Origin of the sequence: Burkholderia sp. D-99, assembly GCF_011605345.1 — a bacterium.
Taxonomy (GTDB): domain Bacteria; phylum Pseudomonadota; class Gammaproteobacteria; order Burkholderiales; family Burkholderiaceae; genus Burkholderia.
In genome coordinates this window covers 246,680-268,935 of record NZ_JAAOXM010000005.1, presented here as the reverse complement: position 1 = coordinate 268,935, position 22,256 = coordinate 246,680, and the positions used below count along the sequence as shown (strand labels likewise).

Annotated in this window: 20 protein-coding genes; 2 read left to right on the top strand and 18 right to left on the bottom strand. The window is 65.2% G+C overall.

What is annotated here, in order from left to right; genetic code table 11:
* Window positions 1–99: 99 nt before the first annotated feature.
* A complete protein-coding gene (locus tag HAV18_RS20795; protein ID WP_243771741.1) occupies window positions 100–1,311 on the top strand; it encodes a CdaR family transcriptional regulator in 1,212 nt (403 codons plus the stop codon).
* A 306-nt stretch (window positions 1,312–1,617) separates the two neighbouring features.
* On the opposite strand, the gene HAV18_RS20790 is transcribed toward HAV18_RS20795, so the two are convergent.
* The 13 genes from HAV18_RS20790 to HAV18_RS20730 form a co-directional block, all read right to left on the bottom strand.
* Window positions 1,618–2,277: a TetR/AcrR family transcriptional regulator gene (locus HAV18_RS20790; protein ID WP_166959189.1), complete on the bottom strand. Its 660-nt coding sequence runs from the start codon at window positions 2,275–2,277 to the stop codon at window positions 1,618–1,620.
* A gap of 34 nt (window positions 2,278–2,311) precedes the next feature.
* Window positions 2,312–3,661, bottom strand: coding sequence for an FAD-dependent oxidoreductase (locus HAV18_RS20785; protein ID WP_166959761.1), 1,350 nt, complete (start codon window positions 3,659–3,661; stop codon window positions 2,312–2,314).
* A 104-nt stretch (window positions 3,662–3,765) separates the two neighbouring features.
* A complete protein-coding gene (locus HAV18_RS20780; RefSeq protein WP_166959187.1) occupies window positions 3,766–4,734 on the bottom strand; it encodes a YCF48-related protein in 969 nt (322 codons plus the stop codon).
* Window positions 4,735–4,759: 25 nt separating this feature from the next.
* Window positions 4,760–5,044, bottom strand: a complete 285-nt coding sequence (locus HAV18_RS20775) for a hypothetical protein (protein WP_166959185.1) — start codon at window positions 5,042–5,044, stop codon at window positions 4,760–4,762.
* A gap of 31 nt (window positions 5,045–5,075) precedes the next feature.
* Complete coding sequence (locus HAV18_RS20770; protein ID WP_166959183.1) at window positions 5,076–7,436, bottom strand: efflux RND transporter permease subunit; 2,361 nt, start codon at window positions 7,434–7,436, stop codon at window positions 5,076–5,078.
* Window positions 7,437–7,499: 63 nt separating this feature from the next.
* A complete protein-coding gene (locus tag HAV18_RS20765) occupies window positions 7,500–9,341 on the bottom strand; it encodes a DUF1302 domain-containing protein (RefSeq protein ID WP_166959181.1) in 1,842 nt (613 codons plus the stop codon).
* An 84-nt stretch (window positions 9,342–9,425) separates the two neighbouring features.
* Entirely contained in the window at window positions 9,426–10,790 is a 1,365-nt protein-coding gene (locus HAV18_RS20760) for a DUF1329 domain-containing protein (protein WP_166959179.1), read from the bottom strand.
* Window positions 10,791–10,822: 32 nt separating this feature from the next.
* The gene (locus HAV18_RS20755; protein WP_166959177.1) at window positions 10,823–10,984 is read right to left on the bottom strand and encodes a hypothetical protein; all 162 of its coding nucleotides are present in this window, start codon (window positions 10,982–10,984) and stop codon (window positions 10,823–10,825) included.
* Window positions 10,985–11,149: 165 nt separating this feature from the next.
* Window positions 11,150–11,563, bottom strand: coding sequence for a RidA family protein (locus HAV18_RS20750; RefSeq protein WP_166959175.1), 414 nt, complete (start codon window positions 11,561–11,563; stop codon window positions 11,150–11,152).
* Between the two features lie 18 nt (window positions 11,564–11,581).
* Window positions 11,582–12,415, bottom strand: a complete 834-nt coding sequence (locus HAV18_RS20745) for a phytanoyl-CoA dioxygenase family protein (protein WP_166959173.1) — start codon at window positions 12,413–12,415, stop codon at window positions 11,582–11,584.
* 592 nt (window positions 12,416–13,007) lie between these two features.
* Entirely contained in the window at window positions 13,008–13,697 is a 690-nt protein-coding gene (locus tag HAV18_RS20740) for a hypothetical protein (protein ID WP_166959171.1), read from the bottom strand.
* A gap of 34 nt (window positions 13,698–13,731) precedes the next feature.
* On the bottom strand, window positions 13,732–14,388 hold the full coding sequence (locus HAV18_RS20735) for a cytochrome c (RefSeq protein WP_166959169.1): 657 nt from the start codon (window positions 14,386–14,388) through the stop codon (window positions 13,732–13,734).
* Window positions 14,389–14,398: 10 nt separating this feature from the next.
* Window positions 14,399–15,886 (bottom strand): FAD-dependent oxidoreductase, encoded by a 1,488-nt coding sequence (locus HAV18_RS20730; RefSeq protein WP_166959167.1) that lies wholly within the window; start codon window positions 15,884–15,886, stop codon window positions 14,399–14,401.
* A gap of 395 nt (window positions 15,887–16,281) precedes the next feature.
* Here HAV18_RS20730 and HAV18_RS20725 point away from each other — a divergent pair, with 395 nt between their 5' ends.
* A complete protein-coding gene (locus tag HAV18_RS20725) occupies window positions 16,282–17,220 on the top strand; it encodes a thioesterase family protein (protein ID WP_166959165.1) in 939 nt (312 codons plus the stop codon).
* A gap of 126 nt (window positions 17,221–17,346) precedes the next feature.
* Here the strand turns inward: HAV18_RS20725 and HAV18_RS20720 are convergent, their stop codons facing one another.
* The 5 genes from HAV18_RS20720 to HAV18_RS20700 form a co-directional block, all read right to left on the bottom strand.
* The gene (locus HAV18_RS20720; RefSeq protein WP_166959163.1) at window positions 17,347–18,018 is read right to left on the bottom strand and encodes a TetR/AcrR family transcriptional regulator; all 672 of its coding nucleotides are present in this window, start codon (window positions 18,016–18,018) and stop codon (window positions 17,347–17,349) included.
* 277 nt (window positions 18,019–18,295) lie between these two features.
* A complete protein-coding gene (locus HAV18_RS20715; RefSeq protein WP_166959161.1) occupies window positions 18,296–19,168 on the bottom strand; it encodes a c-type cytochrome in 873 nt (290 codons plus the stop codon).
* Complete coding sequence (locus HAV18_RS20710) at window positions 19,169–20,647, bottom strand: FAD-dependent oxidoreductase (RefSeq protein ID WP_166959758.1); 1,479 nt, start codon at window positions 20,645–20,647, stop codon at window positions 19,169–19,171.
* A gap of 60 nt (window positions 20,648–20,707) precedes the next feature.
* The gene (locus tag HAV18_RS20705) at window positions 20,708–21,436 is read right to left on the bottom strand and encodes a TetR/AcrR family transcriptional regulator (protein WP_208102049.1); all 729 of its coding nucleotides are present in this window, start codon (window positions 21,434–21,436) and stop codon (window positions 20,708–20,710) included.
* A complete protein-coding gene (locus HAV18_RS20700; RefSeq protein ID WP_407062436.1) occupies window positions 21,375–22,070 on the bottom strand; it encodes a hypothetical protein in 696 nt (231 codons plus the stop codon). The genes HAV18_RS20705 and HAV18_RS20700 overlap by 62 nt, the downstream gene beginning before the upstream one ends.
* Between the last annotated feature and the right edge of the window lie 186 nt (window positions 22,071–22,256).

Here is a 22,256-nt window from a genome sequence, read left to right as displayed (position 1 = left end):
ACAGTACGCGACTACAATTGGTGCAACTTGCACCTCTTCACCTGCGTGTTGCCCGCCATGTCCCAGAATCTTCCTCCCGTTACCCCGCCGCCATGGCCGATGCCGTCACTCCGCATCCGGGAATTGATGCGCCAGGGTGCCGAAATCGCGCTGAATGTGCAGACGGAATGGCTGCAGGAACTGGACAAGGAGAACGTGGCGACCAGCCCGACGATGAGCGACCCCGTGCTCGCGGCGGCCGTGCGGCGGATCAACCGCAACGGGCTGATTCACTGGGCAACCTCCAACCTCGAAAACCCTTGCGCGCCGGTATCCCGCTTTCTGTCCGCCGACATGCTGAGCAGTGCGCAGGAACTGGTGCGGCGCGGCCTGACCGACCTTGTGTTCGTCGCGGCCCGTTCGTCACAGAGCGTCCTGTGGCAACGCTGGATGGAGCTCGCGTTCGCGTTGACCCAGGACCCGGAAGAACTGCGCGAGTTCCTGGCCGTGTCGTCACGTTCGATCGCGACTTTCATCGACACCAACATGGTGGGCATGGCGGAGTTCATGCGCGCCGAACGCGAAGCGCGACTGCGCGGCACGCACGCCGACCGTCGCGAACTGGTCACGCAGATCGTCGAAGGCACGGCCATCGGCGCGCAGGAGGCCAGCCGGCGTCTCGGCTATACGCTGGAGCAGCGCCATCATGCCGCGATCGTCTGGAGCGAGGAAGCCGATATCGAACTGGGGCTGCTGGAGCGGGCGGCCGATGCACTGGCCCAATGCTCGGGCACGCGCAATGCACTGGTCGTCGTCGCGAACACGGCGACGCTGTGGGTCTGGACGTATCACGACGGCAAACCGCTCGACATGTCCTGGTTGCAGCGCGCGATCAACCCGCTGCCCGGCGTGCACATGGCCGTCGCGACCGCCGGCAGCGGCATGGAAGGATTCCGGCACGGTCATCTGGACGCACTGGCGACGCAGCGGCTGCTCGGCCGGCTGCATGCCGGCGTCGGCGTGGTGCATGCGGACAGCATGAGCCTGATCGCGCTGATGACGAACCATATGGAGTCCGTACAACAGTTCGTCACCAATACGCTGGGCGAACTGGCCACCGCCGACAAGTCGCTGCGCGCTGCGCTGCGCGCGTTTCTCGCGGAAGGCTGCAGCGTGACCGACGCGGCCGAGAAAACCCATGTTCACCGCAACACGCTGCTGCGCCGTCTCGAGCGCGCCGAGTCGCTGCTGCCCCGCCCGCTCGCGCAGCAGCGCCTGCACGTCGCGGCCGCGCTGGAGGTGCTGTACTGGATCGCCAGCGATCCGGATTGATTGCGGCGAATGCGGTGGGGCCGCTCACCTGCAGATGACGTGTGCAGCGGCGGTTGACGTGCAACGGAAAGCGACGGCCCGCTGCTCGGCGCTCGGCATCGACATCGCGCTGTCGGAACTGCCGTGGAGTGCGTTGTCGCTAGCCGCGTGGCTGCTCTTTCCGGCACTGGACGCAAAGAACGCGTCCGCGCTGGCCGGATGGCAACCAAGGGCCCGACGCCGACGGCCCGACATGCGGAGCAGCACGCCGGCGCGTACCCCACGGGTTCGTTGCGCGGCTACGCACTGTCACCGCAGGGCGTTGCCTCAAGGTCGCGTTCCGTAGATGAGACGACGGGCCGTCTCCATGAACATCACATCGAGCCTCTGCGTAAATCGCGCTGACCCGGTTTGCATCGTCAGGCCATCAGCAGTCGCAATCAACAGCGTGGCAACGTGCAGGCTGTCGGCCGCGTCGAACGCCGGATTGACGGTGCGCAACAGCTTCGCGATCTCGCGCGTCAGTGTGTCGTACCATCCGTCGAACAGTTTGAGGCATTCGGGATCGATGGCGGCGAACGACAGGAAATGCCTGAACAACGCGCCGTATTGCGCATCTTTCGCATCGCTCAACGAGCGTGCCAGCACGCGTTCGAGTACGTCGTCGGGAGAGGCATCGCTGTCGAGCATGCGCGTCAGCTCGCCCAGGTACGCATCGATGGCCGGCTCGATCACGGCCCGCAGCACGGCCAGCCGGGTCGGGAAGTAGTACTGCAGATTGCTCACGCTGATACCGGCGCCGGCGGCGACCGCGCGCTGCGAGAAGGTCAGCGGGCCACCTTTCAGCAGCAGTTCCCGCGCGACGTGAACGATCGTGTTGCGCGTGCGCAGGCCCTGGGCCCGCATGCCGTCGAGATTGCTGCCTGACGACGCGGCACTCGTCGCGCGCCGCCTTCTGCCACCGTGGTGCGCTTTGGGTTCGGTCATCGTGTCCGGTTCGTCGTGATGGTGTTGGATGGCGCTATCCGCGATTCGCGTGGCGGTTCACGCGCTCGTCGAGCAGGTTCGCGATGCCCAGCACTGCCTTGATCGCACACCAGCGCAGCGGCTCCGGCGGCATCGACGGCGTGCGGTGCGTGAGCGCGGCGAGCAGCGGCGACTCCGCGCCGTGGATCCGGTCTGCCAGCACCTGCCCGATCAGCGACTGCGTGCCGACGCCGTGCCCCGAGCATCCGGCCGTGTAGAACACGTTGCCATGCGTGCCGGTCGCGCCGACCACCGGCAGCGCATCGCTGGCAACCGAGATATAGCCGCTCCAGCATGCACGCACCGGCAGGTTGCCCAGTTGCGGGAAACGCGCGTGCAGCGTCGCCAGCAGCGCGCGATAGGCCGCGTCGTCCGGTACGTTCGGCGTCCGCGAACCATAGACGTAATCCAGCCGCTTGGTCGTCACCAACAGCGTATTGCGCGCGGTGAGCCGGTGGCTCTCCATCGTCATGTGCGGTGTCACGATTCCCTCGCGATTCGGCCAGCCCAGTATCGCCAGTTGCGCATCGGAAAGCGGTTCGGTTTCGAGCGCCGACACGCGCAGCGGCATCACCTTGTTGCCAAGCAAGCCGAGTTGCGGCGTATACGCATTGGTGGCAAGCACCATGACCGGCGCGCTTGCGCTGCCGCGCGCCGTCCGGGCCCGTACGGTCTTGCCCGGGTCGAAGTCGAGCAGCGCGGTGTTCTCGTAGAGCCTCACGCCTGCCGCGAGCGCGGCGCGCCGCAAGCCCGTCACATACTTGCCGGGATCGAGCGTGCCGCCGCCGGGCAGGTGGCAACCGAACAGGAACGCCGGCGGAATGCCGCGCGCGCGCAGCGCCGCGCCATCGAGAAACCGGGCAGGAGAACCGAGCGCAATGCCCATCTCCATGTTCTCGCGCAGGCGCTTCTCCTGCGACGGATGCACGCCCGCGCGAATGATCCCTGTCGCGCGAAAGTCGCAGTCGATCCCGTACTCGACGAGCTTGCGCTCGACGTAGGCAACGCCTTCGTCGTAGAAGCCGACGATCCGTTTCGCCTGCTCGCGCCCCACGCGCTTCACGAACAGTTCGTACTCGAGCCCCTGCCCGCCCGCGAGATAGCCGGCATTGCGGCCGCTCGCGCCGAAGCCCGCGAACTCTCGTTCGATCACGACGACGCTGGCGCCGCGCGCAGTCAGTTCGAGCGCAGTGGACAGGCCCGCGAAGCCGCCGCCGACGACGACCACATCCGCGCGAACGTCGCCTTCGAGCTGCGGCTGCATGTCGTCCGGCCGCTCGATCCATCCGCCGATGGGCCGGTATGCTCGCAACGCACGGTCTGCCTGCGCCGTATCGAACCGCATGGCATTGCCGGACGAGTCATCCAGAAATGGGTACTGCGAATCGCTCATATGTGCCTCCGTCACTCCGTGCCACCAACAGGAATCCCGCGTCATTCGGGATGCAATCAGGGCGACGTCAACACGCCGTCCTGCGAGAAAAGGATCGGCGTGCCGCCGTTGTCGGGCAGCGCGGCGGTCAGCGTCGCACGATCCGGGCGCTGCGCAACCTCGACCGTTGCCGCCCCCGCACGCTGCTTCAATACCAGGCCATCGATCCCGACGCCGATCAGGCCATCACCTGCCGCCACCAGACCGGTGATCGAACTCCGCGTGCGACTGTCGACGGCCGTCCAGTTCACGCCACCGTCGCTGCTCTGGTACAGGCTGCCGAGCAGGCCACCCACCACCACGCGACCATCCGGCAGCGCCGCGCCCGTCCAGAGCGAACCCTTGCCGCCCGTCTGCAGGTAGATCCAGCTCGCACCGCCGTCAGTCGACTTCAGCACCGTGCCCTGTTCGGCCGAGATGTAAAGCGCGCCGTGACGATCGCCGAACGCGTGATACAGGTTGCGGTCGGCCTTGCCGCCGCCCGGCGGCTTCGGCAGCGTCACCCGGGTCCAGGTCTTGCCGCCATCATGGGTTTGCAGCATCAGCGACCACAGGCCGACCGCGAGCCCGTCCTGCGGCGTCGTGAACAGCACGGAGAACAGCGGCTGGTCGACCGACGTGTCGATGCGCTGCGTCATCCAGGTCTCGCCGCCGTCGTCGGTCGCGAGTATCGTCCCCCACTGGCCGACGGCCCAGCCGTGCTTCGCATCCGCGAACGACACGGCCGACAGCGTCGCCGACACCGGCACGCGTCGCGCCTGACGCCAGGTCTTGCCGTCATCGTCGGACAGCAGCACGATGCCGTGCTCGCCGACCGCGACGATCCGCGACCCGGCGCGCGCTGCGTCCATCAGCATCATGTGCGTCGGCGCGGCCCACGCGTGCGCAGGCTTCACGGCCCACGCCGCGACGGTTCCGTCCTGCGTTTGTGCGAAGGCCGTCCCGGCCGCGCAGAGCGCGATACAGGCAATGAGCGTCTTGATCATGGTGAATCTCTGTAGTGTGCGGGCATCAGTGGTTGAATAGCGCCGACCAGCCGGCATTCGCTTCGCCGAGCGCAACGGCCGATGGCTTGTCGGCACCCTGCGCGGTCGCTGCCCGTCGCTCGGCCTTGCCGTCGTCCGACGACGCAGCGACACCTGTTTCTCCGGTTGCGGCGTGGCGCACACCGGTGCGTGTCGTGTCCGTCGCGAACGCATGAGCCAGCGCGGTCCGACCCGCGCCCGCTTCATGAAATCGCGGGAAGGCACTCGCCGCGATGCAAAGTGCGGCGCAAGCAGTTAGCGTCTTGACCATGAACGAATCTCCATCAGCATGTTCACAAGCTTCAGTGACTGAACAAACCCGGCGCACGGGCCGGCTTGCGGCGCGGGAACCGACGCTCCAGCACCGAGGCCAGCGCGGGCAGCGCCGTCATCGCCATCAGCAGGTTGACGAGGAACATGAACGCCAGCAGCTTGCCCATGTCGGCCTGGAACTTCAGCGCGGAGAAGCTCCATGTCGCCACGCCGATCGCGAGCGTGATCGCCGTGAAGATCGTCGCGACGCCGACTTCGAGCATCGCGTGCTGCACCGCCTTCACGATCGTCTGCCCGCTCGCGAGGTGCACCTGCAGCCGGTTGTAGATGTAGAACGCGTAGTCGACGCCGATCCCCACCGCCAGCACCATCACCGGCAACGTCGCCACCGTCAGCCCGATCTGCAGTTCCTTCATGAACCAGTAGCCGATGAAGGTCGCCACCGACAGCGGTGCACAGCACGCGATCATCGCGCGCCAGTCGCGGTACGCGAGGAACACGAGGAACAGGATCGCGCCGTACACGTACAGCATCATCGGCAGCTCGCTGCCCGCGACTTCCTCGTTGGTCGCCGCCAGCACGCCCGCATTGCCGGCCGCGAGACGCACGGTGATACCCGGGAACGGATGCGATGCGCGATACTGCTTCACGTCGTCGAGGATGCGGTTGATCGTCGTCGCCTTGTGGTCGGTCAGAAACAGGTGCACGGCCGACATCGTGCAGTCGGCCTTCATGAAGCCCTTCACGCGCCCGACGTCGACCGATACCGCCCCGTAGTTCTCCCGATCGATCGGCACCACGTTCATCTTCGGATAGTCTTCGTTGTAGCCCTGGTTGTATGCGCGCAGCATGCCCGAGTACGACTGCACCGACACCACGCCCGGCTCGGTGCGCATCGCGGCCGCGAAATCGTCCTCGTACAGTCCGACCGCCGGGTTGTCGCACGCCTTGCCGGCCGACTCGATCGCAACCGTCAGCCAGTCGAGGCCCATGTCGTAGTTGCCGGCGATTGACGTCGCGTCGCGATTGAAGCGGGCGGCCGCGCGCAGTTCCGGCGCACCGGGCTGCAGCGTGCCGATCACGCGGTCGCGGCTTTGCCACGCGGCCAGCGCGAACACGACCAGCGCCAGTGCGACGGTCGCGCCCGCATACTTCGGCTGCGCGATGCGCGCGAGCGGGCGCAGCCATGCCGAGCGCCGCTCGCCGCGCTTGAGCGCGCTGTCCGCGTAGCGCTTCGTGAAGTTGAAGCAGGACGCTGCCACCGGCAGCAGGATCAGGTTCGTCACGATCTTGTACGCGACGCCGAGCGACGCGGTGATCGCCAGTTCACGCACCATCGGGATCGGGATCAGCAGCAGCGTGATGAATGACACGAACGCGGTGATCAGCGCGAGCACGCCCGGAATCAGCAGCCCGCTGAAGCTGCGCCGCGCCGCCTCGTACGAATCGTGCCCGTGCGAAATCTCGCGCACGATGAAGTTCACCTGCTGCACACCGTGCGACACGCCGATCGCGAACACCAGGAACGGCACCAGCACCGCGAGCGGGTCGAGGCCGAAACCCAGCAGCCTCAGCGTGCCGAACTGCCAGACCAGCGACGTCAGCGAGCACGCGATCAGCAGCACCGTGAAGCGCAGCGAATGGCAATACCAGTACACCGCGAGCGCGGTCAGCAGCAGCGCGATCGCGCAGAAGCCGAGCACGGCCTTCGCGCCGTCGGCGATGTCGCCGATCTGCTTCGCGAAGCCGATGATCTGCACCTCGTAGCCGGCATCCTCGAACGGCTGGCGGATCTTCTGTTCCAGCAGATGATTGAAGGCGACGTAGTCGAGCACCTTGCCCGCACCGTCGCGCTCGTTCAGCTCGGCCGTGATCATCGCGCTATCCTCGCCGTGCGACACGAGCGTGCCGACATAGCCGCCCAGCGTCGTCGCGCGACGGATCTTCTCGACGATCTCCGGCGTCAGCTGATCCGGCGTGATCGTGCCCGAAATGATCGGCTCCGCCCGAAACCCTTCATCGGTAATTTCATTGACGAACGCGTTCGACGTCCACAGCGAGCGCACACCGATCCGGTCGACGTTCGGCAGGTAGGTCACCGCCTGCGTGACCTTGTACAGCCGTGTCAGACCGTCCGGCGTCCAGATCGAGCCGTGCTTCGCGCGCACGACGACGGTGATCCGGTTCGCGCCGAGCAGGTCGTTCCGGTACTGCTGGAACGTACGGATGTACTCGTGACCGATCGGCATCTGCTTCTCGAAGCCGGCATCCATGCGCAGTTGCATCGCGAACACGGCCATCACGACGGTGAACAGGCCGATCGCCGCGAGCACGATCGCGCGATGACCGAAGAAAAGCCTTTCAAGGCGGCTGACCAGACGATTAAGCACTGCATTACCCCTTCATGTTTTCCGGCGATGCCCGACGCGCGCGCTCGCTTCCGCTTGCGCCCGTCAGAAGTTCCGGGTAGCAAACACACCGACGAAATTGCGGTCCGCATACGGATTGCCCACCGACTGATGGCCGCCGAAGAACGCCGCGAAGTTGATGCCCGCCTGCCACGTCGGCGGATTCTGGTTGAACAGCACGTAGACGTTCACCGACTTCGCACCCTGCATGTAGTTCGCGGTGAAGGTCGGCGTGTACCCGTAGAGGCCGGTGCTGAACGTCACGCCCGGCGTCACCTGCCAGCCGGGAATCAGCGAGCCGTCGTAAGTCCAGTTGAAGTCGACCGTCGCGCCCACCGAACTCGACGTGCCCTGCCCTTGCGTGATCGGATAGCCGAGCCCCGAGTTGTTGTTCAGCCACGGGAAATAGCCGGTGGCCGGCACCTGCGTGACCGGCTGCCCGTCCACGGTGCGCGTCACGTCCGAACCGAGGCCCGGGTAGTAGATCCACGTGAGTTCCCAGGTCAACGCGGCGGAATCCGCGGCGATCAGCTTCAGGAACGGGTACTCGCTGCGCGTCAGCGCGAGGAGCCCGTTGACATCCAGCTGGAACTTCTTCTTGTCGGCCCACTGCTGGCAGTTGACACCCTGTACGCCGTTCGTGACCAGGTCGGTCGGGCCGCCCGCGCCGTAGCAGCTCGACAGCGCGACGGCATCGCGCGGCCGATACGACAGCTCGGTGCCGATGGCCCACGGGCCGACCCCGAAGTTCGCGCTCGCGCCGAACAGTTGCCGATTCTGGAGATACGACCATTGCGCGGTGCCGTTTGACAGCGTCGACAGCACCGGCGACTTGTCCGTGTAGTTCAGGTAATAGAACGCGAAGTTCGCATCGAACGAGCGCGGCGAATAATTGAACTTCACACCGAACTGCGGCCGGTACTTTGCCGGCAACTGCGTGGAGACCGGAATGCCGAGGTCATTGAACGGCGGCCCGGCGAAGGCGCCGTTGACGAGCCCGTTCTTGATCGCGTTCAGCGTATCCTGGTTACCCGCTGCCGCCCCGCCGCCGATTGCATTGGCGATCGTGCCGACGCCCGGGCCCGACACGTTGGGGTTGTTCGCGTTGATCGTGAACGGTTCGGCGCCGCGGCCGATGACGTTCGCCAGCGACCAGTACGAACCGACCGGCGGGAGGCGGTTGCCGTTCCACTGGAACTGGTAATACGCTTCGGTGCTGAAGCCGTGGGAAAGATCGGCAGCGAGGCTCAGCATCGGCGCCGGCAGCAGCGCCTGCTTGAGCTGCGAACCCGGGATCAGCAGCTTCTGGACGTCGATCGAGTTGGTCGCGTTGATGCCGCTCTGCGCGTAGATGCTCTCACCCCAGTTGATCACCTGGTTGCCGAGCCGAACGTGCGCGTTGCGTCCGTCGATCGTGAAGTCCTTCTGTGCCCACAGATCGAGGAGTTGCGCGTTGTACACCACCTGCGCGGCAGCCGTGCTCGACAGCGGTGTTCTGGCCGTTCTCCCGGCGAGGAAATCGTACATCCCCGTGCCGCGCACCATGAACTTGAGCCCTTCGCTCGGCATCTTCAGCAACAGCTCGCTGGTCGCGCTCACGTAGGTGCTGAACGGCTGCCCCTTGCGGTAGTTCAGGTCGCCGTTGTCGCCGTAACCCCACTGGTTCGTATTGGCGGCCGCACCGCAGCCGTACGCGTTCGGATCGCCGGTCAGCGAGCAGCTCGGACTCTTGGTCCGGATCCCGCCGCCCGCCGTGAGATTGGACACCCACGACCCCTGGACAGTCCCGTCCCCGAGCGTGAACTCGTACCCGTACGCAGTCGACGTTGCCACACCCAGCATTGCAATCGACACCGTAGTAGTCTTAACGATATTGCTTGCTTTCATCGCACCACCCACCCATCTCCAGACCGGATGCCGACGGCGCGAGCGCGCCGTCGGGCCTGTTTTCTTTTTTTTTTACTACGGCAATCAGCGTTCGCTGACCGACCTCAGCGATTCCGCCGTGTAGAAATCGGACTTGAAGCGCGGATCGTTGATCTCCTGATACCAGCGGATATCCTTGCCCTGGCCGATCGTCGACGAATCGAACACGTAACGTCCGCTCAGCACGTCGTACTGCGCCATCGGCTCGTTGTCGCAGGCACCGCCCAGCTCCCATACCGGAATCGGGTAGCTCTCGCGTACCTTCCACAGCTTGCCCTGCGCGTCGTAGTCCTCGCCGACGAGTGCAAGCCAGCTGTCCTCGTCGAGGTAGAACACCTTCTTCGACGCGACATGGCGCGCACTCGGCTTGACCGTCGCCTCGACGACCCATACGCGATGCATCTCGTAGCGCCGGTTCGCCGAAGCGATGCCGTCCGGCGTCGCGACGTCGTGCAGCTTGCTCTTGAACTTGTACATGCCGAATGCGTTGTACGGAACGAGCATGTCGCGCTTGCCGACGAGCTTCCAGTTGAACCGGTCGATCGAGCCGTTGAACATGTTGGCTTCGTCGATCAGATACTGGTTCTCGAAGCCGATCAGCGGCGCGTCATGCGTATAGGCCGGCATGCGTCTCACACGGCGCTGGCCCGGAAAGTAGTAGTAGGTTTCCGAGTCCTTGTTGAAATACTGGCGCTGCACGAATGCCTGCCCGGCCAGCGCGGCCGGTGAAGTGGCCGAGAAATAGGCGGCCAGGCTGAGCTGGTCGACATCCTTCGGCCCGCTCTTGCCCGATTTGCCCGACGGGAAATAGAACACCTGCGGGCCGATCCCGTCGATCCAGTCGCCGCCGCCCGGACGCGGCGAGATGGACGTGACGACCAGTGGCCATTCGATACCCACACCCCGATACCGGTTCTCGTAGTTCAGGATCGCTTCGACGCCGTTTTTCGGCTGCGGAAACAGCACGCCTGGCAAGACGCCCGCTTCGAGCGTTTCGCCATCCGATGCGAGCTTCGCGGCCGCGAGGTTGGCCTTCGTGTTCTGCTCGGCGAATTCCGGCAGCTGGCACTCGCGATGCGACGGGTAGACATCCATCCGGTAACCTTTGCGCTGCTTGATCAATGCGATCTGGCCGGGCGACAGATTGCTCGCGTACTTGTCGACGTTCGCGGCATCGATCGAATAAAGCGGCTTCTCGTTCCGGTGTTTCCAGAAATCGCCTCGCGTCTTGCCGTATTCCCAGCCCGACTGCGGCTCCTGCCTGCCGGCAAAGGCCGGAATGGAGCCGTCCTTGCTCGCGCCGCGTTCGGCTCCCACCGGGGTGAGGTCGTCGGCCATGGCGCCGCCGGCCATCATCAACAACGCAGCCGCGATTGCGGACACGGTTCCGATCGTGTGCTTCTTCATCATGTTCTCCTTCCGAGACTCTCGAGACTCTGCTTTCATTCACCGGTTGCGCGGTTGACGGGCGACAGGCGTTCAATCCGTTTCGAGTGGCTAGCGCGCCGCTTCATGGCGGGCCATCGCGTGACCTCTGCGACCGCGAAACGCTCGATCTTCATCGAGCCGATGCGTTTTACTTTGTAAGCAATACGAAATATCATCTGTACTCTCCGGCCCCAACCGCTTCAATCCTTACCGCCCTCTTCCGTCGCCGGCGCGGGGATTCGGCGCATCCGGCAGGCAGTCCTCACGTGCCGGATGCGGCGGCGTCGAACCCCGCCTTGCGTCGCCGCTGCTCCGGCCGCGCCAACGGCCGGATGTCCGGCTCAGGCAGCGCCGGACCCGGCCACTGCCACCGCGCGCACTTCGACACACAGCTCGGGCAACGCGAGCTGCGTCACCCCGACCGCCGTCCACGATGGATAGCGATCCGGGAAATATTCGTCCTTCACGGCCGAGAAGGCTTCAACCTCGGCGCGCAGATCCGTATGAAAAGTCGTCAGTTCGACCACATCGGCAAGACTCGCGCCCGCCTCGACCAGAATCGCCTTCAGCGATTCGAACGCGATGCGCGCCTGCGCCTGCACGCCGTCGCCCGGTCGCATATCCGCGCCGATTCCGACCTGGCCGGAAACCCAGATCGTGTCGCCCACCCGCGTGGCCGGGGCGAAATGGTAGGTGTCGTACCACGCCTTGAACCCGGGTGGAATGATCGGTTGCCGCTTGCTGGTAGTTGCCATGACTGGAATCCTCCGGATTCAGACGAGTTGACGGAAACACGGCGCGCGAAACGGGTCGCCCGCCTTCAAGGACGCGAGCTCGTCCACGAACAGCACGCCGGCCGGCGTGAAACCGGATGCGCTGTTGTCCGGCAACGGGCTGAACGTGGCGTCGTCGCCGAAGAAGCGCAGCACGAGCGTGTGGCGATCGGGAAACTCCGGATCGACCACGCCGCCGCCGTGCAGCACGCCGGGATGAAGCAGCAGGACGTCGCCCGGCTTCGTGGCCCACGAGATGATGTCGTACTTGCCCGGATCGGCGCGGCGCTCGGCTTCGATGTCCGGCATCCGCGGCCACACGCCACCGCCATGCAGCGGCTCGGTGGGATCGTCGACGTTCTGGAACGTGGTGCCGTCGTGACGCACGCCGCGATGCGAGCCCCGGACGATCTCGAGCGCGTTGCGCTTGGGAACGGCCTCGAAACTGATCCACGCGTTGCCGAAGTGCATCCCTGCCCACGGCAGGTACGAGGTGTCCTGATGCCACAACGAGCGCGCGCCCTTTCCGCCTCGCTTCAGGAACAGCTCCTCGGCGAAGAACCACGCGTGCTCCGATCCCCACAAGTCGGCAAACAGGCGACCGAGCGGCAGCGTGGCGACCAGCTCGTCGAGCCGTTCCTTCGCATACGGATTCGCGTTGTCGACGTGCGACCGGAATTCGGTACCGTCGAGCAGGCTCGACGCCATCGGCCCCGGGTTTTCAATACCCCAGTCGAACGCGAGCCGGCATCGGGCCAGCTGTTCCTCGTTCAACACACCTTCGATCAGAACCGCGCCGTCTTCCGCGAAAGCCTTGCGCTTGACATCGTCCATCTGTCACCTCCTGTTGGTTCGCCCCCGCCTTGCTTGCGGGTCCGCTGTACCGTCTTGACTGTAGAACTTGATAACAATGTTAGGTAATGATGATAAATTTAGAAAAAAATAAAAAGAGAGGGTATTCCCGGTACGGATTCAATGCGTGGACAAAGCGGGATGCCTGGCATGGCATGCGCTCCCTCAGCCGGGCATGCGAAGCCGATCACGGCCGCGTGCCTGCCGGCGCGCCGCGCCGCGTGCACGACGAAAGGGCACACGAAGGACAAGTGCCCGCTCTTTCCTACGACGATTGTTCGACGGCTTTCACGTGTCGCGGCCAGCGCCGACCCGAGACCCCGCCATCCCAAACATCGGACAACGAGACACTCAGGTCGTCTACGGATCGATGTCGACACCGCAGCACGCAGGCCAGTGGATACGCGAGGGCCGATGCACGTTCGCCTCGCTCCTGAACACCGTTACTCACGCGCGCGATCGGCCGCGGCGAGTAACGGAAGCGATTCGGCCCTGCGCGGCACGACGACACGACGGCCATCTCCGGCACGTGTCTTCGATCGACGCAAATGCGCCGGTGCGCGTCGCTACGCGCTTACGCGAGGCGACGATCCCCGCTCCGTGTCGAGCGGAGCCGGCTGGCGTCATGCGTCTGACCTGCGCGCTCCAGCGCGCAATAGGCGTAATACAGCACGACTGTCATGTACGACCACGTCACCAGCGCGAGTACGAAGAAGTTGAGCACGACGTTGTGCTCGTCTCCCGGTATCGGATAGAAGTCGTAGATGCATGCAATCGCCATCGACGCTGCCGCCGCGACGGTCGTCGTCATCGCGTGAAACCGCTCTTCGGCCGCCAGCAATTTCCGCACAAAACCGGCGAGGTAGATCGTCAGCCATGCCCATGTCGCGACATAGAAATACGGCTGCACTTTCGCGATCAGGCCAGACACCAGCACGATGGTGCCGACGATGGAGATCCCGAACAGCACGACATCCTGGCGGCCCGACGGCCGGTAGCCGCGCGTCACGGCCATCAGGCCTGCAACGGCGACGAGCGGCATCCCGAAGCCGCGGGAAAACGCATCCAGGACATGCGAGATCAGCCCCGATATCTCGAAGTGAGTCGCGAAGTAGATCAGCGCATTGGTCGAAGATACCGTCACGATGAACCACTCGATCCCGAGCAGGAAATTGCGCTTCTTGAGAAACTTCCAGCCGTAAATGGCCGTCGTGGTTGCCAGCAACCCACTGGCGAAGCAAAGTACGAGCGATCTGCTGTCCATGATCAAATGCTCCATTCCGATTGCATACGGTTCATCATTCCTTCTCCGGATTCAAACTCGCCAGGTACTGGGCGACGGCGTCGCGGTCTTTCGGCGACAACGCGGCGGCGACGCGCTGCATCGTGCCGGTCGCTTCGGTTCGCGTGCCGGCGGCAAACGCCTCCAGTTGCTTCAGCAGATAGTCGTGCCCCTGGCCCGCCAAGCGCGGGAACTGCGCCTGGCCTGTCAGGCGGGCGCCGTGACACGCGGCACACGCCCCCTTCTCGACCAGTTGCCTGCCTTGCGCCGCCTGTTGCGGATCGGCTTCGAAGTAGCGGTTGCTGCGCACCGGCTGCCGCGCGTAGTACTCGGACAGCGACTTGATTTCGGTCTCGCTCAGGCTCATCGCCAGCGGCGCCATGTTCGGGTTGGCGCGCTTGCCGCTCGCGAAGTCGTGAAGCTGGGCCGCCACGTAGGATGCCGGCTGCCCCGCCAGGCTCGGATAACCCTGCTCGACCGACGTACCCTTGACGCCGTGACAGCCGAGGCACGCGTCGGTCAGGTGCGGCCACGGCCCGCCGTCGGCGCGGTACGCATCGTCGGACGCGGACACGAACTGTTGAAGGCGGTACAGATTCAGCAGCGTCGGCCCGAAGACGACGAGCGATACGGCGACGAGCCCCGCAATGGCGAGCAAGATGCGTTTTTTCATGATTGCTCTCCTATGCGCGGCGCAGGCCGTTCAGTGCCTGCAATGCGCCCTGATGGCCCGAACGCACGGCGCCATCCATGTAGCCCGCCCAGATGTTCGCGGTTTCGGTCCCCGACCAGATCAGGTTGCCGCACGGCAAATGCAGTCCGTCGCCGTGCGCACTCCAGAAGCCCGGTGGAATCGCGGACACACACGTGATCGTCCACGGGTCGGCGCGGCTCCAGTCGTGGTCGTGATACGACACGGGCGACAACGCATCGTCACCCCACGCCTGCGCATAGATGTCCGTGAGCATGTGTTGCGCGGCCTTCCGGTCCGTCGGCAACAGCGCGTTCCGGACGAACGCGTTGATGATCCCGATCTCGCCGCCGGGCGGGGAGTTGTCGAACGCCCAGATGATCGGCCCGCCGACCTGGAAGATATGGCCGTTCAGCCCCTTCTCCCGCCAGAACGGACGGCGATAGACCATCGCCGTCTTGCGCGCCGGCGAGTGAGCGGGCCACGCACGCTGCAGCGACGCCCGCTTCTCGGGCAACGGCGGCTCGAACTGGACCTGGTTGCAGAGGGCCGGGTGGATAGCCATGATGACCTTGCGCGCACGCACCTCTCCACGATCGGTATGCAACGTGACGATGTCGCGATCCCAACCGGAGATCCGGCGCACCGGGGTCGACAGGCGCACCTTGTCACCCAGTTGCCCGGCCATCTTCGTGCAAAGGATCTGCGAGCCGCCGATGAAGCGTGTTTCCTGTGCGCTGTGCTTGATGGAGTCGAGTTGCGTGAAGTCGCAGGACGCCGAATTGATCATCGACAGGAAGTGCAGCAGCCCCATCCTGACCGGCGGAGCGCCGCCGCTCAGCGTGCACGAGCCCTCCCACCCCACCCGGTCCTCGGGCTTGATGTCCTGCGTCACCAGCCAGTCGGCCACCGACAGCTTGTCCAGCTCGCCCGCCCGGGGCGACGTCCACGGCGCGCCCGACGGCACGTCGCGCGACATCTTGCTGAGCTTCGACGATATGGCTTCGTCGGTGCCGAACGTGCCTTTCAGGTCGGCCGTCGCGCGGCCTTCTCCGCCCAGGATGACCGTCTTGCCTTCGTAGTAACTCGGGAACGTGCCCACCTCCAGTTCGCGGGCGAGATCGGCGACGGCGGTCTGGCCCGGCCCGATCCATTGGCCGCCGACCTCGGTGACAAATCCGCCTTCCACGTTGTAGTTGAGGGTCCGGCCGCCGACGCGGTCGCGCGCCTCGAGCACCACGAACGATTCGCAACCGGCCTGGCGCAAGTCGCGCGCGGCCGTCAGCCCGGCCAGCCCCGCACCGATGATGACCACGTCGAGTACGTCGCCCGGCGTGCCGGACGTGCCGCCTTCGCCGGCGCTCGCCTGCCGCGCGCCGATCGCGAGCGTGCCCACGGCGGCGGCCGACGCGCCCGCATACTTGAGCCACTGCCGCCGACGCAGATCAGCTGCTCCATTGGGGAAAGACTTCTTTGGCATTTTGTGTTCGCTACTGCAATGAAAGTCGCTCGGGAGCCGTCAATCAGGATGACGAACGATAGGCGGCCCGTTCGGCACGTCGTTCCACACCGATCTGAATGCAGTCGCCATCCAGGCGCCCGCTCGTGGCGCAAGGCAAGTCGACAACCCATGCAATCCATTTATAGGAATATGTGACAAAAGTAGGTCATGATACATACAACAAAAATAAAGAAAAGACAGGGGATTACCCTGCCTGTGAAGAGCCGTCGGACGCTGGCAGACGACGATGCGCACGGCAGATCATTCATCGCACGAATGCATGCCGATTCACAAAATAAACTTCAGTGCGGCGCACGTGCCCGCTATGCTCGCGGTCAAGAATCCACGCGAGAAATCGCATCGATCCGCCGGCGATGGCATCGTCGCACGGCATTCACGCGCTCGATCACGGCAACCCATGTCCGGCCGCGACTCGCGCGCGTGCCGTGGTGCGCGTGCCGCTCAATTCGATTCCCCGTCTCGTCGACGGGGCATGGCCTCATGGGAACAGGAATGTCAGGCGCCTGCGTGGAAATACCCGTCGATATCTCGTCGCGATTCGACGTCCTTGGCTATCCGAACGGGGCTACCTCACGAGGCTGGCAGCCGAGACGCTCGCCGGACGGAGCGCGCACCCCGATCTGCTGTCGATCAACGCGAGCTTTTTCGGCCATCCCGTTTCCGGCCCCGCAACGGCCCGCATCGTCGAACTGGGGTCGACAAAAAGCCTGTCGCGCGCGACGTTGTCGTTGATGCAGGAAGACGAACTCAAGGCGTTCTACGTTGCGACGTTCACCGACTTCTCCCGGACCACCGGCGCCACGGCGTCGGATTGCGCGGGACCGCAGTTGCCGGCCACGCCTTATCGCTCGTGCGTGAGCATCGACACGCTGGCGATCCCCGATCCGATGCGCTCGTTCATCTCGCAGTTCGACCTGCGTCTCGCACCTGGGGCATTGCAGAACAGCAGGCCCCAACACACCGCGACCATAGAGGGATGGATTTCTCTGGATGACGAAGTATCGCCGACGCTCGCGTCGCTGGCCCTCTTCGCCGATGCGTTCCCGCCGCCGATCTACAACGTCATCGATCGCGCCGAGTGGGGATCGGTGTCGACGATCGACTATGCGGTCCATCTCAAGGCCAACCCCGACCCCGGGCCGATCCACTCACGCTTCCTGACGAAGGAAGTCCGCAACGGCCTGCTGGTCATCGATGGCGAATTGCGGGATACGAGCGGGCAGCTCGTGGCGGAATCGCGTCAGCTCGTGAAATTCCGCGGAACGCTCGGCAACACACGTCCGGCAAGCTGAATGCCCACCGTGCGCGTCGCCATCGCCAGACGCGGCGCCTGCGACGCGGTATCACGCGCGGGGGGCAAAAGAAAAAAGACAGGGGCATGCCCTGTCTTCTCATGTCACCTGGCCAGACCGCGGCCGCTACCGGCTCTTGCCGCCGGACGCCTTGCCTTCCACCAGGGTGTATGCCGACGCCAGAAACCTCGTATCGAGCCCCTCCGTCTGCCGCCCCATCGTGTACTGGAGCGCCAGCCCGTCGACCATCGCGACGAGCAGCATCGCGACATGCTCGCCGTCGGCTGCCTTGAGGCCCGGATTCACTGCACGGACGAGCACGGCGATCGCTTGCGTCAGGGACGCATACCATTCGTCGATCAGCCGCGCACATTCGGGGTCGATCGACGCGAACGAAACGAAGTGGGCCCACAGGGCCGTGCCCTTGACGTCTTTCGCATTCTCGAGCGCCATGTCGAGCAATGCATCGAGCGTTTCACGCGGCGGCGCGCCGCTTTCAAGCGCGCGCTTCAGCGCGCTCAGGTAGGCCTCGATCTCGGGCTCCATGACCGCCCGCAGCACGGCAAGCCGCGTTGGAAAATAGTACTGGAGGTTGCTGACGCTGATGCCGGCACGCTGCGCGACCGCACGCTGGGAAAACTCCAGCGCACCACCCTCGAGCAAGAGTTTCCTCGCCACGCGCACGATGAGTTTGCGCGTACGGACGCCCTGGGCCCGAAGGCCTTCAGGCTGCGCGCCGGTGGGTGCAGCACTCGATGTGCGCCGTTTCCTGGTCGGTTGCTCAATAGGCACTGTCATCGCTTCCGTCGTGATCTGGGCGTTCCCGCCTTCCTGATGTGATAGGACCGGCGTTTCGCCGGTCGCGAACGACTATACCCGATGCCGACACCAATTTCCATCCGGGGCGCCGCCGGCTGGCGGCTCGCGGCCGCTGCCTCCGTTCGTCGCGGCGCGCGTATCGCGCGCGCCGTGTCGCGGCTACCGGGGCCGCCCCGAGCCTGCCCGTTCTTCCGGGCGCTACCGTCCGCCCGCGTCGTCGCAGCAAGCGGGCGGGATCGCCGCGCCGCTGCCGTCGTCACCTGACGCCGCCGCCATCGCGCCCGGGCGACGCGTTGGCGAGGTAGTACGCCACGGCACGGATGTCGTCGCCGGACAACCTGGCGACAGCGGCATGCATCGCACGGGCCGGATCGGCACGATTCCCGGTCTTGATGGCCGTGATCTGCTTCACCAGATCCGCCTCGTCGTGATTCGCGAGGCGCGGCGCATGATCCGCCGATGCGGCCGCAGCATGCGTCGGTGCGATACTCGCCAGGTAATGCGCGACGGCCCGGATGTCTTCATCCGACAATGCGGCGGCCACCCCATTCATCGCGCCGGTCTCGTCATGCCGCTTGCCTGCCCGGAACACGACGAGCTGGTCTGCCAGATAGGCCTCGCCCTGCCCCGCGAGGCGAGGCGCGCGCTCGTTGCCCGTCAGGCCCGCACCATGACAGGCGACGCAACTTCTCGCCTGCACCACCGAAAGGCCGCGCGTGGCGAGCGCCGCGTCGACCCGTATCTTCTCGTTCTGGACCGGTGCCTGGCGCGCGAAATAGTCGGCCAGCAGCTTCATCTGTTTCTCGTCCATGCCGCGTGCAAGCGGCCCCATGTACGGATCCGGCCGGCGGTCGCTGGCGAACGCGCGCAACTGGGCCTCGATATAGGCCGCCGGCTGGCCGGACAGCGCCGGATATCCGCCGTTACCCGATTGCCCGCGCGGGCCGTGACAGATGAAACACGTCTCCTGCGGCTGAGGCCACGGGCCGGCATCGGCCCTGAGCGTGTCGGCCTCGCTGTCCAGCGCCTTCCCGAAGCGGTAATAGCCGTACAGATCGGGCCCGAACACCACGCCGGCCGCCGACACGGCAGCGACCACGACAACACCGATGATCCATGCTCGCTTCACTCAAGCCTCCGTTGTCCGATGCGCGAGCGCACCCAAAACCTGCAGTGCGGCGCGATGCCCCGAACGCACCGCGCCATCCATTGCGCCGGCCCAGATGTCGGCCGTCTCCGTTCCTGACCAGATCAGCCGCCCGGCCGGCGGGTGCAGGTACTCGCCCCACTTCGTCCAGAAGCCGGGCGGAATCGGATGGATGCAGGTCAGCGACCACGGGTCCACCTTGCCCCAGTCGTAATCGTGGAACTGCGTCGGGCGCAGCGCCTTGTCGCCGAGCGCCTGCGCGTAGATCGCGGAAAGCGTCCGTTCCGCCACCTTCGCGTCGCTCGCGAGCGCGCCCGGTGCGATGAAGCCGTTGATGACGCCGATCGACGCGTCCGGCGGCGAGTTGTCATAGGCCCACAACAGCGGACCGTTGACCGGGATGACCTGCCCGTTGAACCCGTCGTCCCGCCAGAACGGCCGGTCGTAGACGTGAACCGTCTTGCGCATCGGCGCGTAGGCGGGCCACCGGCGTTGCAGCTGCGCCCGGCCGTCCGGCAGTGGCGGGTCGAATACGACCTGATTGCACAGCGCCGGATTCAACGCGACGATCACGCGGCGCGCGCGCACGACACCCTGGTCGGTGTGAAGCTCGACGACCTCGCGATTCCAGCCGGAAATCTTGCGTACCGGGCAGGACAGCTTCACCCGTTCGCCGAGTTCGTTCGCCATCCTGATGCTGAGCACCTGCGAACCGCCGACGAAACGCGATTCCTGTGCGCCCCCCTTGATCGACTCGAGCTGCTCGTAGTCACTGTTCGCGCTGTTGATCGTCGCCAGGTAGTGCAGCAAGCCGAGCTGCGCCGGCGCCGTGCCGAGCGACAAACGGGCGGCCAGGCTGAACGAGAATTTCTCCTCGTTGGTCAGGCCTTGCTGCGCAAGCCACGCGCCCAGCGACAGCTGGTCGAGCTCTGCCGCATTCGGTGCCTTCCACGGCGCCGCCGAAGGCACGTTCTTCGCCATCGCATTGAGCCGGGCCGCGATCGTGCCGTTGCCGCCCACCGTGCCCTGCGTGTCCTGCGCCACCCGCGCACCGTCCGCCAGGTATACCGTCTTGCCGGCGTAGTACGTATCGAAGGTATCGACGTTCAGCTCGCGCGCGAGATCGACGATCGCTGTCTGGCCCGGACCGAACCACTGCCCTCCCGCCTCGGAAATTCTGCCGCCGCCGAGGTCGTGGTTGTAGGTTCGCCCACCGACGCGATCGCGCGCCTCGAGCACGACGAACGATTCGCATCCGGCACGCTTCAGGTCGCGCGCGGCGGTCAGCCCCGCGAGCCCCGCGCCGATGATCGCGACGTCGAGCACGCCGTCGTTCCCGATAACTGCGTCGGCCACTCGCGCGAGCGACACTTCGCCGGCCGCGAGCGACGCCGCGCCCACCGCTGCGAGGCGGAGTATGTTGCGCCGGGTCTGGGCATCCGGCCTGGGTTTGCGATTCATTTTTATAGTCCTTCCGTCCTCGTCAGTTTGTCCTTGCACCGGTACGCGGCGATCGCGCGTTCATTCCATCAGCTCGTCGCACGTACTGCTCACGAACACTTGCGTCACCGCCGCGTCGACCCATGCGTCGGTCAGGTGCCACCGTCCGCTCGCACCGTCGGGCAACACGTCGTCGCCCAGCCCCGTCAGGCCGAGCGTCAGCAACTCGATCGGCAACGGCAGCCGCACACCGGCGCACGCCAGGCTCCGATCCCGCTGCTCGTTCAGGAATGCAGCGAATCGAACGCGGAACCGCTGGTCGTGCACGGACAAGAGTGCCGCTTCCATCCACATGACGCAGGCATCAGGCTGGCGATAGCGTTGCCTGAAGTACGCATGCATCGCGCGCTCCGTCACATCGCGATCGTTACGCGCTTCGACGATGCGCATCAGCTCACGCTCGACGTCTTCGTGATCGCGCTTCAGCAATTCGAGCAGCACGACCGTCTTGTCGCGGAAATTCGAATAGAACGCGCCGCGCGTATAGCCCGCCGCGACGGCGATGCTCTCGATGCTCGCCGCCGCATACCCTATTTCGGCAAAGATCGTGCGTGCCGCTTGCAGCAAACGCTCCCGTGTCTCGCCGTCGCGCCTCCTTCCGCGCCGAGGCGCCGGCTTCACCGCATGTCCGGTCTGATCCGCGCCGGGTTCTGCGTACTCTTTCATATCCTCATTCATGTCAGGATTCCTATTCGAATGAGGTAAATTCACGCCACCGGAGCATGCCTGCAGCCCCGGCCTTTTCGACATGACGCTTCCGTTCCAGCGCGCAGTACGCGTAATAGATCGCTACCGCGAAATACGACCACGTCAGCAGCGCCAGCACGGGAAAACTGAATACGGCGCCGTGCGCATTGCCAGGCATCTTGTACAGGTCGTCGACATACGCGACGATCAGCGACAGCACGATCGCCAGCGTCGTCGTCATCGCATGCAACGCTTCCGCGGCACGCAACAGCCGCACGACGAAATAAACCAGATAGAGCGCCAGCAACGCCCACATCGCTACATAGAAATACGGCAGGACGACATCGACGAACTCGAGCGTCATCAGCGCCATCGTTCCCACCACGGCCGTCCCGAACAACATCACGACCTGCTGGGCCATCGGCCTGTATTCGTGCGTGACGGCCATCATGCCGGCAGCCGCAATCACCGGGATGCCGAACCCTCTCGTGAACATGTCCAGGAAGTGCGCTACGCCGGACGAGCATGACCAGCCCGTCGCCATGAAGATCAGCGCGTTAATGGAAGACGCCGTCACGACCCACCAGGCGACCCCGAGCAGCGGGTTGCGCTTCCGGACGAACTTCAGGCCGTAGGTTCCTGTCGCCCATGCCAGCAAGGCAACGGACAACTCAATGTCAGGCGATCTGAAATCCATCATGAATCTTCCAGTACCGATTCGGTTCGATGCTTCATTGCTTCTCCGGATCAACGCGCGCCCGACTCGATTGCGCACGCCCATCGGTGTGCTCATGCTTCCCGTTCGCACCGGCAGCGACACCCCACCCTTCCTCGATCCTCGCCCCTTCCATCGAACCCCGCCGGATCAAGCGGGCCGGGACAG